Annotated in this window: 16 protein-coding genes; 13 read left to right on the forward strand and 3 right to left on the reverse strand. The window is 70.5% G+C overall.

Annotated features, from left to right (window positions below; genetic code table 11):
* Window position 1: 1 nt before the first annotated feature.
* The 11 genes from ACE1OC_RS05080 to ACE1OC_RS05130 all read left to right on the forward strand — a co-directional run bounded on the left by ACE1OC_RS05080 (window position 2) and on the right by ACE1OC_RS05130 (window position 7,123).
* Window positions 2-670 (forward strand): DsbA family protein, encoded by a 669-nt coding sequence (locus ACE1OC_RS05080; protein WP_407835929.1) that lies wholly within the window; start codon window positions 2-4, stop codon window positions 668-670.
* Window positions 667-1,245 (forward strand): carbonic anhydrase, encoded by a 579-nt coding sequence (locus tag ACE1OC_RS05085; protein ID WP_407835930.1) that lies wholly within the window; start codon window positions 667-669, stop codon window positions 1,243-1,245. The genes ACE1OC_RS05080 and ACE1OC_RS05085 overlap by 4 nt, the downstream gene beginning before the upstream one ends.
* 49 nt (window positions 1,246-1,294) lie before the next feature.
* Entirely contained in the window at window positions 1,295-1,756 is a 462-nt protein-coding gene (locus ACE1OC_RS05090; protein WP_407835931.1) for a DUF3093 domain-containing protein, read from the forward strand.
* Window positions 1,757-1,809: 53 nt separating this feature from the next.
* Window positions 1,810-2,223 (forward strand): hypothetical protein, encoded by a 414-nt coding sequence (locus ACE1OC_RS05095; protein WP_407835932.1) that lies wholly within the window; start codon window positions 1,810-1,812, stop codon window positions 2,221-2,223.
* Between the two features lie 92 nt (window positions 2,224-2,315).
* Window positions 2,316-2,960 (forward strand): DUF3105 domain-containing protein, encoded by a 645-nt coding sequence (locus ACE1OC_RS05100; RefSeq protein WP_407835933.1) that lies wholly within the window; start codon window positions 2,316-2,318, stop codon window positions 2,958-2,960.
* Window positions 2,957-3,640, forward strand: coding sequence for a DUF305 domain-containing protein (locus ACE1OC_RS05105; protein ID WP_407835934.1), 684 nt, complete (start codon window positions 2,957-2,959; stop codon window positions 3,638-3,640). The genes ACE1OC_RS05100 and ACE1OC_RS05105 overlap by 4 nt, the downstream gene beginning before the upstream one ends.
* Window positions 3,641-3,831: 191 nt before the next feature.
* Entirely contained in the window at window positions 3,832-4,584 is a 753-nt protein-coding gene (locus tag ACE1OC_RS05110; protein WP_266445143.1) for a cytochrome c biogenesis CcdA family protein, read from the forward strand.
* Window positions 4,585-4,652: 68 nt separating this feature from the next.
* Window positions 4,653-5,318: an SCO family protein gene (locus ACE1OC_RS05115; protein ID WP_266494293.1), complete on the forward strand. Its 666-nt coding sequence runs from the start codon at window positions 4,653-4,655 to the stop codon at window positions 5,316-5,318.
* 118 nt (window positions 5,319-5,436) lie between these two features.
* On the forward strand, window positions 5,437-5,772 hold the full coding sequence (locus ACE1OC_RS05120; RefSeq protein ID WP_266494289.1) for an ArsR/SmtB family transcription factor: 336 nt from the start codon (window positions 5,437-5,439) through the stop codon (window positions 5,770-5,772).
* Entirely contained in the window at window positions 5,772-6,512 is a 741-nt protein-coding gene (locus tag ACE1OC_RS05125) for a cation transporter (protein WP_266494286.1), read from the forward strand. The genes ACE1OC_RS05120 and ACE1OC_RS05125 overlap by 1 nt, the downstream gene beginning before the upstream one ends.
* Window positions 6,509-7,123 (forward strand): methyltransferase family protein, encoded by a 615-nt coding sequence (locus ACE1OC_RS05130; RefSeq protein WP_407835935.1) that lies wholly within the window; start codon window positions 6,509-6,511, stop codon window positions 7,121-7,123. Before ACE1OC_RS05125 ends, ACE1OC_RS05130 begins: the two co-directional genes overlap by 4 nt.
* Before the next feature lie 127 nt (window positions 7,124-7,250).
* Here ACE1OC_RS05130 and ACE1OC_RS05135 read toward each other — a convergent pair whose 3' ends face one another.
* Complete coding sequence (locus ACE1OC_RS05135) at window positions 7,251-8,081, reverse strand: alpha/beta fold hydrolase (RefSeq protein WP_266445130.1); 831 nt, start codon at window positions 8,079-8,081, stop codon at window positions 7,251-7,253.
* Window positions 8,082-8,260: 179 nt separating this feature from the next.
* Between ACE1OC_RS05135 and ACE1OC_RS05140 the strand changes: the two genes are divergently transcribed.
* Complete coding sequence (locus ACE1OC_RS05140; protein WP_266494280.1) at window positions 8,261-8,932, forward strand: hypothetical protein; 672 nt, start codon at window positions 8,261-8,263, stop codon at window positions 8,930-8,932.
* A gap of 27 nt (window positions 8,933-8,959) precedes the next feature.
* A complete protein-coding gene (locus ACE1OC_RS05145; protein ID WP_407835936.1) occupies window positions 8,960-9,670 on the forward strand; it encodes a DUF1775 domain-containing protein in 711 nt (236 codons plus the stop codon).
* 57 nt (window positions 9,671-9,727) lie between these two features.
* Here the strand turns inward: ACE1OC_RS05145 and ACE1OC_RS05150 are convergent, their stop codons facing one another.
* Window positions 9,728-11,002, reverse strand: a complete 1,275-nt coding sequence (locus ACE1OC_RS05150; RefSeq protein WP_266445125.1) for an MFS transporter — start codon at window positions 11,000-11,002, stop codon at window positions 9,728-9,730.
* Window positions 10,999-12,111, reverse strand: a complete 1,113-nt coding sequence (locus tag ACE1OC_RS05155; RefSeq protein ID WP_266445122.1) for a PLP-dependent cysteine synthase family protein — start codon at window positions 12,109-12,111, stop codon at window positions 10,999-11,001. The genes ACE1OC_RS05150 and ACE1OC_RS05155 overlap by 4 nt, the downstream gene beginning before the upstream one ends.
* Window positions 12,112-12,986: the final 875 nt, after the last annotated feature.

Consider the following 12,986-nt stretch of genomic DNA (forward strand, 5'->3'; position numbering starts at 1 on the left):
CATGAACAAGCTGAAGAAGAACCTAGTGGTCGTCGCCGCCCTCCTCGCCGTCTTCGGGGCCGCGTTCGGCACGTTCCTGCTCGTCAAGGAAGGCGACTCGGCCGGGGCCGCGCAGGCACTGCCCGCACCGGGCGAGGCTCAGGTCGTGCGGGAGGACAGCCACCGGCTGACCAGCCCCCAGCGCAGCGAGCTGACGATCGTGGAGTTCCTGGACTTCGAATGTGAAGCCTGCGGAGCCGTCCATCCGACGGTGGAGAGGCTGCGCCAGGAGTACGGCGACCGGGTCACCTTCGTCGCCCGCTACTTCCCCATGCCCGGCCACAGCAACAGCCGCACCGCGGCGGTCGCCGTCGAGGCCGCCGCCCAACAGGGCAAGTTCGAGGACATGTACCGCAAGATGTTCGCCACTCAGAAGGAGTGGGGCGAGCTGAAGAACTCGCAGGCCGATGTGTTCCGCGGCTACGCCCAGCAGCTCGGCCTCGACATGGGCAAGTTCGACGCCGCGGTGAAGAACCCGGCGACCGAGGACCGGGTCCGCGCCGACCAGCGCGACGGCATGGGCCTGAACGTCCAGGGCACCCCCACCTTCTTCCTCGACGGCCGGCGAATCCAGACGCCTCGGACATATGAGGCGTTCAAGGCCGTCATCGACGAACGGCTCGCACCATGAGCGGGCCGTTCGACCAGCCGGCACTGGCCGTCCTCGTCGAGGGCAGCCGCACGTACCGCGATCGCGCTGCCGCGGCCGGAATCCGGCTCGGCGTCCTGGGCAGCGGCCAGCGTCCGAGGGTCATGCTCATCGCCTGCTCCGACGCGCGCCTGGTCCCGTCGCTGATCACCGCGAGCCGCCCGGGTGAGGTGCTGGAGCTGCGCACGCACGGGGGCGTCATCCCGCGCTTCGAGCCGGAACCGCACGCGGGGGAGGCGCTGACCATCGAGTACGCCGTATCCACCCTGGAGTTCACCGACATCGTGGTCCTGGGCCACTCCCACTGTGAGGTCGTCGACGTCGATGTCGCCGACCGCATCGCTGACGGGACGGAGCCGACTACCTGGTCCACCGGTGACTTCACAGCCGCCGGGCACGCCCACGTGCTGCGCCAGCTGGACATCCTCAGCGACTACGCCTGCATCGCACCCCGCCTCGCCGACGAAACCCTGCGCCTGCACGGCTGGTACCACGAGCTGGAGACCGGTTCCACGCTCTCCTACCGGCCTCACGCGAGCGCCTTCCTCCCCCTGTGACCGCCCGAGTCCCGGCCCCGCACCCGCATCCCGAAGGACCTCAGAACCGATGACCTCTCCCGTGCCGCTCGCCTACGACGAGCGGCTCACCGCCCCGCGGACCTGGTGGCTGATCGCAGTCGCCGTCGGCTTCTCCATGGCTCTGATCGTCCTGCCGTACGGCGGCCTCGCCGCCCTCGGCGGGTTCGGCGTCGGCACCCTGGTCGCCTGTATGTGGGTGAGCGCACAGGGCTCCTCACGGATCCGCATCACGCACGATCAGCTGATCGCCGACCAGGCGCGGATCCCCCTGACCGCACTCGGCGATGTCCTCGTCCTCGAAGGTGAGGAGGCAAGGGCCTGGCGCACCTACAAGGCCGACCTGCGCGCCCACACCCTGATGCGCAGCTACGTCACCGGCGCCGTGCGCATCGAGAACACCGACCCCGACGACCCCACCCCTTACATCTTCCTGTCCACCCGCACCCCGCAGGCCCTCGCCGACGCCCTGGGGCACGCGCGTACGGCCTGATCTCCGCTTCCTGCGCTCCCCGCCTCGGTCACCCACACTAGGATCTGCCCACCATGACGATCACGCCGTCGCCGCTCCCGCAGCCCGTCCGGGCGTTGCGGTGGCGTGCGTTCGTGAGCTGGATGTGCTGCGTCGCCGCGCTCCTGCTCGCCGTGACGGTGTGCCACCAGAGCGGCCCTACGCCCACCGCGCTGTCCACCGGGAGACCGGCCACAGCCGCCGCCCTGAGTGAAGATCAGGTGCCCGCCGGAAGCAGCCAGGGCTGCGTGAACCATCAGCCGGGCGACGCCTGCCTGACCGGGCTACAGCACCTGCCGCAAAGCGTTCAACCGCTCCCGGACACCCCCGCGCTGCCGACCGGTACCGCCACGAGGACGCCAGCGCCCGCACGGGCCGGCCCCATGGTCCGCGCCCCTGCTCCCCGTCACGCCGTCGATCTCCACTCCCTGCGGGTCCTGCGGATCTAGGCAGCCCTCCCGCGCACGTCTTCCGCTGCGTGCGCGCGCCGCTGCCCCTTCCCCGACCCGCCACCCCGTCCTGGGGAGTGAAGGAACCGATCATGGGCCTGCCCAAGAACTCCGCTGCCGCCACCCGGCGCGCCAAACTCGACGCCGTCCGCCGCGCCCAAGCGGTACGTGACCGCCGCAACAAGATCATCACCATGGTTGTGTGCGCTGCCATCTTCGCCGCCATCGCCGGCGGCACCACCTATCTGCTCTTCACCATCAAGGGCGAGGAGAAGAAGAAGGAAGCCGCCAAGACCGCACCCGTCTCCGGAGAGAAGACCTGGGACAAGCTCACCCAGAATCACGTCGCCCAGCCCGTCACCTACCCCATGACCCCCGCCACCGGCGGCGACCACGCCCAGGCCTGGATGAACTGCAACGGTGACGTGTACGCGAAGGAGGTCCGGCAGGAGAACGCCGTACACGCCCTCGAACACGGCGCGGTGTGGATCACGTACAGCGACAAGGCCGCACCCGAGGACGTCAAGAAGCTCACCGACCGCGTGAAGCAGACTCCCTACACTCTGATGAGCCCCCACTCGAAGCAGACCTCGCCGATCACCCTGTCCGCGTGGGGCAAGCAGGTCGACGTCGACAGCGCCTCCGACCCGCGGGTGAACGCCTTCCTCACCAAGTACGTACAGGGGCCGCAGACGCCCGAGCCCGGTGCGGCCTGCACGAACGGGCTGACCGCGTGAGCGGCGCCACGGGCCGGCCCCGTTGGCTGGCCTGGGGCACCGGATGGCTCCTGCTCTGCGCGCTGGCGGTCGCCGTCACGTTCGCCTCGTCGCCCGGCCGGGCGGCAACCCCGGAGCCGGGGACCGCGACGGCAGCCGATGAGGGCTTCGCCCGCGACATGGCCGTGCACCACCAGCAGGCCGTGGAGATGTCCTTCCTCGTCCGCGACAACACCGCGGACGAAGAGGTACGCACCCTTGCCTTCGACGTCATCAACACGCAAGCCAACCAGCGCGGCATGATGCTCGGCTGGCTGGACACGTGGCAGGCCCCCAAGATCTCCGTCGAAGGGGCGATGGCCTGGATGGAGGGCCACGGCGGCGGGATGGCCCCCACCGACATGCCCGGCATGGCTACCCGGGAACAAGTCGACCGCCTGAAGAACGCGAAGGGGGCGGATGCGGAAGTCCTCTACCTCCAGCTGATGATCCCTCACCACCAGGGCGGTGTCGCGATGGCCGAGGCCGCCGTGAAGCAGGCCAAGAACCCGCAGGTCAAGGCCCTGGCCGAGGGCATCGTCCGGGCACAGCAGTCCGAGGTCGACCTGATGACCAGCATGCTGGGCCGGCGCGGAGCCACGCCGACGCCCGCATCACCTGGGCCCGCCCCCTCGGCGCCCGCCCCGTCCGCACACCACTGACCGCCCCGGGCGGGCCGCCGCGGGCGGCCCGCCCCCGCCCGTGGAAGCCCGGCATGCCGCCGCACGACCGATCTGCTTCCCCATGCCCGAAAGCCACGATGACGACCACACTCCCACCCGTGCCCGAATCTCCGGGGTCCCGGCGAGCACTGCCGCCAGCCGCCCAGGTACCCGTCAAGGAGGCCTGAGCCATGCTGCTGTCAGCCGGAATCGAAGCCACCGTGGTCAGCGGGTCACTGCTGTTGGCCTTGCCGATCGCCGCGCTCGCCGGATCGGTGTCCTTCTTCTCGCCCTGCGTACTGCCGCTGGTCCCCGGATACCTCTCCTACGTGACGGGGATGAGCGGCGCCGACCTCGCCGAAGCCCGCCGAGGCCGGATCTTGGCGGGGACGCTGCTGTTCCTGTCGGGCTTCACCGCCGTCTTCGTCTCCTTCGGCGCCGCCTTCGGGTACGCCGGCAACACCCTGCTCGAGTACCAGGAGCCGCTGATCCGCGTCATGGGCGGGCTGACCATCGTGATGGGTCTGTCCTTCCTCGGTGTGCTGCCGGGCATGAGCCGCGAATGGCGTCTGCACCGACGCCCCGCAGCCGGACTGGCCGGGGCGCCGATGCTCGGCGTGCTGTTCGGGCTCGGCTGGACCCCCTGCATCGGGCCGACGCTCGGCGCGGTTCAGGCACTGGCATTCAGCGAAGCGAGCGCCGGGCGGGGCGCAGTCCTGACCGTCGCCTACTGCGCCGGACTCGGGCTTCCGTTCCTCGCCGCGGGGCTGGCGTTCCGCAGGGCGTTGGGCTTCTTCGACTGGATCAAGGCCCGCTACCGATGGGTCATGCGCATCGGCGGAGGCATGATGATCGCCACCGGACTGCTGATGGTCACCGGAGTGTGGAGCGTCCTCATCCGGCACATGCAGTCCTGGACGGCCGGATTCACCATCGGCATCTGACCACCCGACACCCGCCGCCTCCCCCCGCGCCGCCGGCCTCGGCGGCTCAATCTACGATCGGACACCCCGTGCACTCCCCCTCCAGTCGCCTGCGTCTCGCTGCCGCCGCAGGTTTCCTCTCGGCCGCCCTTCTCCTGTCGGGTTGCGGCACGCCGTCCAAGCCCGGGGCCGACGGCGCCCTGCAGAAGGAAGCCGAATCGGCCTACCAAGGCACCGAACTCGACCGGCCGTTCGACAAGCCGGACCTGCGCCTGACCGGCACCGACGGTCAGCCCTACGACCTGCGCCAGAAGACAGCCGGCAGGGCCACCCTGCTCTTCTTCGGCTACACGAACTGCCCGGACGTGTGCCCCACCACCCTGGGGGACGTGTCGGTGGCCCTTCAGCGCCAGCCCAAGGAGGTCCGGGAGAACATCGACGTCGTGTTCGTCACCACCGATCCGGAGCGCGACACCCCCGCACAGCTCGGCAAGTGGCTGCAGGCTTTCGGTGACCGCTTCACCGGTATGAGCGGCGACCTCGCAGAAGTCAAGGAAGCGGCGAAGTCCCTCGGCGTCAGCGTCGAGGATCCGACCGTCCACCACGACGGCAAGGTCACCTCCTCGCACGGCACCCAGGTCCTCGCCTTCCTGCCTACCGACAACAAGGCACACGTGATCTACACCAGCGGCACCCCCATGGAATCCTTCGTGAAGGACCTGCCCCTGCTCGCCAAGGGCGCCACGACCGGCTAGCCCGAAGGCGGCTGACGGGGAGCGGACGGCGCAGCCTCCTGGGAGAGCCGACCGCCAGACGGAACACGGACTTGAGTTCACGATTTCCTGGATTCAGGATTCTCTGTATGGTTGTGGTGTGTTGACTATCGCCACTGACATCGAGGCGCTGGCCCGGTTCGGCCGCGCACTTGCCGACCCGATCCGCTGCCGGATCCTGCTGGCCCTGCAAGAAGGGCCCGGTTACCCGTCGGAGTTCGCCGACGCGCTGGAGATCTCCCGTACCCGGTTGTCGAACCATCTGGCGTGCTTGCGCGACTGCGGCCTGGTCGTCGCAGTCCCGGATGGCCGCCGTACCCGCTACGAGCTCGCCGACCCGCGCCTGGGCCACGCGTTGGGGGACCTCCAATCGGCGGTCCTGGCGGTCGAGGCCGACAAGACTTGCGTGGACGCCGAGACGGAGGGCTGCTGCTGATGAGCGTCATATCCCTGGGCGCCTCGCCCGCCCGCCGCGAAGCGCTTACCCGCCGCATACGCTTCCTCGTCGCGGCGACGATCACCTACAACGTGATCGAGGCGATCGTGGCGATCACCGCCGGGACGATCGCATCGTCCACCGCTCTGGTGGGCTTCGGACTGGACTCGGTGATCGAGGTGTCATCAGCGGCCGCGGTGGCCTGGCAGTTCTCCGCCCGCGACCACGCTGTGCGAGAGGCCCGGGAGCAGAGGACGCTGCGGATCATCGCCGTGTCCTTCTTCGTACTCGCGGCCTACGTCACCGTCGACTCCGTCCGCGCCCTCACCGGCACGGGCGAGGCCGAGACCTCGGTGCCGGGCATCGTGATCGCCGCCCTGTCGCTGGCGATCATGCCCTTCCTGTCTGCCTCACAGCGCAAGGCGGGCCGCGAGCTCGGTTCGGCCTCTGCTGTCGCGGACTCCAAGCAGACCTTGCTGTGCACCTACCTGTCAGCGGTGCTCCTGGTCGGCTTGATTCTCAACGCCACCCTCGGCTGGTCCTGGGCCGACCCGTTCGCCGCCCTGGTCATCGCGGCCGTCGCAGTCAAGGAGGGCGTCGACGCCTGGCAGGGCAAGGGATGCGCTTGCGGCCCCTCCCCCACCGCGTTGACCGCGCCCGCTGACGGTCAGGCGGAGGGAAGCTGCGGCTCCACCGGGGATGCCTGCTGCTCCGGCGAGAAGTCGGACACCGCGCGGTGAACGGCTGGTCATGGGCCGCGCTGGCCCTCTTCACCGTCTGGGCGGTCACCGCGTTCGGGATCCGGGCCATGATCCAGGCGCGCCGGACTGGTGACGCGGGCTTCCGCGGGATCTCCGGCCGCCCTGGTACGGCCTCCTGGTGGGCCGGCGTCGCCTTCGTCCTCGCGCTGCTCGGCGGTGCGGCCGCCCCCGTCGCCGCGCTTGCCGGGATGCCCCCGCTGCCTGGTACGGACGCGGTGGCGCTTCGCTGGCTGGGACTGGCGACCGCGGGGGCCGGGGTGGTCACGACTCTCGTGGCGCAGTCAGCGATGGGCGCCTCCTGGCGGGTCGGCGTGGATGCCGCAGAGCGCACGGACCTGGTCACTTCCGGGCTCTTCGCGCACATGCGCAACCCCGTGTTCACCGCGATGGCCGTCACCGCTGCCGGCCTGATGCTGATGGTGCCCAACGCGGTCGCGGTCCTCGCCCTGGTGGCACTGGTGGCCGCACTCCAGTTGCAGGTGAGGATCGTCGAGGAGCCCTACCTCACGTCCGTACACGGCGCCGCGTACACCGACTACACCGCGCGGGCCGGGCGCTTCCTGCCCGGCATCGGCCGCCGGACCGCTTGAACCGTGTACCGGGAGGGCGACGACCGGGCTGCCGGGGGCGGTCGATAGCATCGCGGTCATGCTCGTCCGCGCTCGTGGCACCACCCGGCCCCAGGGCCCGGGCCGCCCAGCCGGTAGGCCCCAGGTATCAGGCCCTGTCCAGGAACTGCAGTAGGACCTCGGCGGTCGCCCCCGAGTGAGTAAGTACGCCGCCGTGCGCCGCACCCGCGACGACCGCCAGTTCCCCGCGCGGCAGCAGCCGGACGGCTTCGGCGCCCGTCCAGGGCGGGAAGTACAGGTCGTGCTCGAACGCCACCGCCAGGGTGCGGGCTCGGATCCCCGCGAGGGCAGCCATGCGGTCCGGGTCGCGGAGCCAGACGCGGGAAGCCGCCGACTGCCCGGCCTCTCCGTCCTGCGACGCCCACACCGCTTCTTGCCCGCCCAGCAACTCCCGCCAGGCAGCGACCTCCCCGGCGTCGTCGCGCAGCACCAGCGGCGGCAGCGTGCTCAGCAACGTCTGCAACGCCGCGAACGCAGGCGGCAGGTGCCCCAACAGGCCGACCAGCTCCGCCTCCGCGTCGAGCACGGCGTCCACCACGCCGGTCAGGGGGCCGGCCCCCGCCATCAGCACCAGTGCACCGACCAGGTCGGGACGGGTACGCGCGAGAAGCTCCGCGGTGAAGCTGCCGAGCGAATAGCCGACCACCGCCGCGCCCCGGATACCCAAGTGGTCCATCAGCCCTGCCAGATCGCCCGCCAGACCGGCCATCGTGTACGGGGCGGGCGGCGCGTCCGACGGCGCGACTCCGCGCGCCGCATACGTCACCACCTCGTGCCCGCGGGCCACCAGCGCATCCCGCAGCCCGCACAGTTCCCAGGCCACCGGCGGCATCCCTGTGCCTCCGGAAAGAACCACCGGCCGTCCTGAGCCGACCCGCTCGTAGGCAATGCGTACGCCGCCCACCGCAACCGATTCCATGAGCCACCCCCGTCACTCGTGCTCTACCGAAGACCCATCATCAAGGCCTTCGACAGGGCTGCCCAGAGCCGTGACGGTTCGTTTGTCCGGCGCAGCCGGAGCGCGCCCTTTGCGCCTTCGGCACAACATTCGGGAGCTCCCGGTGTGACGGGTGGTTCAGACGCAATGATGGGCGCGCCATGGCTGCGACGGAGCGATCACGTATCCGCGCCTGGCCTGCCTCGGTGCCCGGCCGGGGCTGGCCGGGCGCAGCGCTGTTCGCCCTGGTCAACGCGGCGCTCGCGGCGGTCGGCCATCACCTGGCATCGGAAGAAGCGGTGCCGTGGGCAAGGCTGCTCTCGGTCGCAGCCGCGGTCTTCCTGATCTCCGTGCCGGGCGCCCGGCGCCCGTGCGGGCTGGCACGGACGGTCTCCTCGACCCTCCTCGCGCAAGGGGTGCTGCACCAAGGGCTCGCGATGCCGCACCCGCACTCCGCGGACGCGTCGACGGGGTATGCGGCGCATCTCGCACCCTGGCTCATGACCTTGGCGCACGTTACCGCAGCAGTGGCTACGGCAGTCCTGTTGCACCGAGGCGACCAGAGGCTGCGCGGCCTGTCCACCGTGATGGTGAGGTGGGCGCGGGCAGCCGCCGTCGCGCTCGCGCGGGCGATCGGGTCCTTGCCGTGTCGCCCGCTCCGGCCGCCCTCCGAGGCGCGGCTCCCTCAGGTGGGGATACGCCGATCGCAAGCAGCTACGGAGCGGTTGGTGCATGTCGTCGTGCGGCGGGGACCACCTGAGGCACTCGCTCTCGGCCCAGACCGCCTGTGGCGCGACATCCCGCACGTCGGCAACGCGCCCGCACCGAAATGAGAAGACGCGACCTTGACCCGCTCACGTATGTCCACGCGCGCTGTACGCGCATCTGCCGCCATCGCCGCGGCCGCTGCCCTGGTTGTGGCTGGTGCCTCAACCGCCTTCGCTCACGCCGAGGTCACCGCCTCCGACGACCGGGCGCTGGCCGAGAACGTCACGCTCTCGTTCTCCTCGGAGGCCGAGTCCGAATCGTCAGGCATCAAGGAGCTCAGGGTCGTTCTGCCCGCGGGAATCACTCCGGACGCGGTGGTCCTGAAGGAGGCCCCCGAGGGCTGGAAGTACGCCACCACCGCCGACGGGTACACCGTCGGGGGCACCGCGCTGAAGGCCGGTGAGGACGCCAAGCACAGTGTGGTGATCAGGCAACTTCCTGACGCGAAGTCGCTCGCATTCAAGACGGTGGAGACGTACGAGGACGGCAAGGTCTCCCGCTGGATCGAGGTGCCCAGCGGGGGCCAGAAGGTGGAGAACCCGGCCCCCGTGCTCGACCTGAAGCCCGCAGCGCCGGGAGCCAAGCCTCTGGCGCCGAGCCCCAGTCCGACGCCGACCGCCGCCCCGTCGACCGCCGCGGCGACGCCGTCGCCCGAACCCAGCGTCGCCACCTCGGCTCCGAGCTCCGCCAAGCAGAAGGACGAGGGCGGCAGCACGGGTGTGGTCATCGGCATCATCGCCGTGGTCGTCATCGGCGCCGGGGCCGCCGTGTGGTTCAAGCGCCGCAGCACCAACTCCGGCTGAGCAGGTAGAGCAAGAGGGGCCGGGCACCCCGCCGAGCGCGCCCGGTCCCTCTCCCCGCTATGCGGCCACCGCCTCCTTCGCCGGTACGCGCAGGTGTCCGCCTCGGGCCAGGGCGGCGACCGCCACGGCGCACAGCCCGCCGACGGCGGCGAGCAGCACCCAAGGGGCGAAGGCGATACCCGCGGCCCGTGAGGCGTCGAGGACCGCGCCGGTCGCCAGATTGCCGAGGGTGATGCCGATCCCGCACACGGTGTTGTAGAGGCCGTAGTGCGTGGCCACCCACCGATCGCGGGCCAGCACGACGATGGTGTCCATCTCGAACGGGTACAGCACCGCCGTCGCCAGAGCCAAGCCTGCCGCGCAGGCGAGCAGGGGCAGCACCGCGAGTGCCGTGGCCGGCCAACCCGTTGCGGGCGACCGGAAGGAGCTCAGCAGCGGCGGCAGGAACGCCGCCCCCATCAGGAGCAGACCGGCCACCAGGCATTGTGGAGACGACCAGGTGCGTTTGCACCACGCCGTGATGCGCAGCTGTCCGAGCAGTGCGACCAATCCCGATACGACGAACAGCGCGCTCGTGGCGACCGTACTGGCCGAGCCCTCTCCCGTCAGCCGCTGTGTCTCCAGAGGGAGGGCGAGGTAGATCTGGAAGGACAGGACGTAGGAGCCGGTCATCGCGGCCGAGAACAGCCAGAAGGGCTTGTTGCCGAGCATCGTTCTCGCCTGCGTACGCAGGGACACGGGCTCACCCGCAGGCCCGCCGCTCCGCTCGGGCAAGTGGCGGGTCTGGAGCAGCGTCAGGCCGGCGAACAGAGCAGCCGCCACCAGGCACGTCACGGGAAACGACACGGTGAGTAGGGCCATCCCAAGCAGGGGCCCGAGCAGGATGCCGGTCTGGTAGAAGACGTTGAACAGCGCGAACGCCTCCACCCGCCGCTCGCCCGCTTCGGCCGCGAGGTAGGCCCGCACCGCCGGGTTGAACAGCGCGCCGGCCAGTCCCGTGGCCGCGGAGGCGGCGATCAGCGTCGCCAGGGAATCGGCGAACGCCAGGGCGGCGAACCCGACCGTGCGCAGCGCGCAACCGGCGACGATCAGCGGCTTGTAGCCCAGCCGGTCGGCGAGGGCGCCACCGATGAGGAACATGCCCTGTTGGGAGAGGTTGCGGACTCCGAGGACCAGGCCGACCGCCCAGGCCGCCATCGCCAGCGAGCCGGAGAGGTGGGCGGCGAGGTAGGGCATCAGCATGTAGAAGCCCAGGTTGATGGTGAGCTGGTTGATCAGGAGCAACTGCACCGCGGTGTCGAACGAGCGGGCCTGCCGCCACAGTCCGGTCACCGGCCGGCTCCCGTCTGGGGCGTGCCGGCCGAGGCGGCAGCACGATCCAGCGGATCGACGACGCGGGGGCAGCGCGTCCATGAGGTGGCTTCCCGCTCGCCGGGGTGCTCGAGAAAGTCCGGGGTTTCGGCGGGCTGGATGCCGAGGAGGTTGTTCGCGGCGCAGTAGTCGTCGTTGAAGACGGTGTCGAAGTAGCGGTGCGGGCCGTCGGGAAACACCGCGACGATCCGGGTCCCCTTGGGACTCGTGCGGGCGAGCCATCCCGCGACCAGGGCGACGGCGCCGACGCTCCATCCGCCGGTGGCGTAGTGGCGGGAGGCGAGGGCTCGGGCAGCCCAGACGGCCTCGCCCGGTGCGACCCAGTGGACTTCACTGAACGCCGGGTAGTCGACGTTGCCGGGGTGGATGGAGGAACCCAGGCCCCGCATGAGCCTGCTGCGAGCGGGCTGGCCGAAGATGGTGGAGCCGATCGTGTCGACACCGACGAGCTGCAGCCCGGGCATGCGCGGACGCAGGGCGCGCGCGATGCCCGCGGAATGACCGCCCGTGCCGACCGCGCAGACAAGGATGTCGATGGTGTCGAGTCGCTCTGCCAGTTCGGCGGCGAGAGGGGCGTACGCCTCGATGTTGTCGGGGTTGTTGTACTGGTCCGGGCACCACGCGGCCGGGTTCTCCGCGAGGAGTGCGGCAACCTTGTCGAGGCGGGCCTGCTGCCATCCGCCCGTGGGGTGAGGCTCGGGTACGAGGTGGACGTGCGCGCCGTGCGCAGCCAGCAGCCTGTCCATAATCGGTTCCATGCCCGGATCGGTGACCACATGGACGGGGTGACCGTAGAGGACGCCTGCGAGGGCGAGACCGAGGCCGAGCGTGCCGGAGGTCGACTCCACGATCGGGGCGCCGGGTCGCAGTTCGCCGCGTTCGCGGGCCCTGGCGACCATGTGCAGGGCCGCGCGGTCCTTGATTCCGCCCGGGTTGAAGCCTTCGAGCTTGGCCCAGAAGCCCTGTGGGGCGCGGGCGAAGGGTTCGTCGACGTACAGCATCGGCGTCGAGCCGACCGCGGAGAGCAGGCTGGGGTCCTGGGCAGGCACGGGTGAGCTGAGGTGCTTCATGGAGGTGCGGCTTCCTGTGTGCAGGCGCACGTGTCCGGCCCACGCCCGTAGGGGCAGGCGGGTGCCGGACAGCGCCGAGGAACGTGCAGATGGCGGCAGCCCGTCCTCCGGCCTTTGTCAGGACGGAGTCAGGGCAGGCCCGTTCATCTGCGGTCCACGCACGACAGGTTTCGCGGATCCGGTCGGGTGAGGGCCAGGGTCACGGCACGTGGAGACGAAGCGCGGAGCCCCGGCTCCGGGGAGTCCACCGCGGGTTCCAGGCCGGCGACGCGGCCCGCCTCGCCATCGGGCCTGTTCGCCGTGTGCTCTTCGACAGCCCGGCTTCCGGCATGGCATCCGCCGTCCATCGGCTCCACGGCACGCGGGTGGCCGGCGGAAGCGGTGTCAGCGGCCGCCGTCTGGACGGGCGAAGCGGCTGCGGCGGTGGACGTCAACTGGTGATGTCCTGCCGAATCACACACCCCGAGGAGCAGCACCAACGTGGCGCCGAGCAGGAGGCCGACGAGCCACCGCTCGCGCCTCACGCTCCGCCACAACCGCTCTCGATACCGCATCGTAATCTGAACGCTACCCTCAGTGACCACATGGTGCGACTAGGGAGCCCCGAACGAGTGACGTGGCCCGCGAGGCGCTCGCGCGAACGGCCTACGTCCGACTGGCGTTCGGTCCCCGACTCTTACATCAACCCATTGCTCCAGAAGCACCCCGGGCGGCGGACCGGGACGCCGCAACGCGTCCGGCGGTCAACAGCCCCTGAACGCGTTTGCGCAGTTCAGCGGCCCTCTAAGTGGAGATGACAACGGTCACCGATGCAGCCTTTGGTGATCTGCCGGTGCGTGGGTTTCACTGCCGGAAGACACCAGCCACGGAGGGGG

This window comes from Streptomyces stoeckheimensis (genome assembly GCF_045822005.1).
Taxonomy (GTDB): domain Bacteria; phylum Actinomycetota; class Actinomycetes; order Streptomycetales; family Streptomycetaceae; genus Streptomyces; species Streptomyces stoeckheimensis.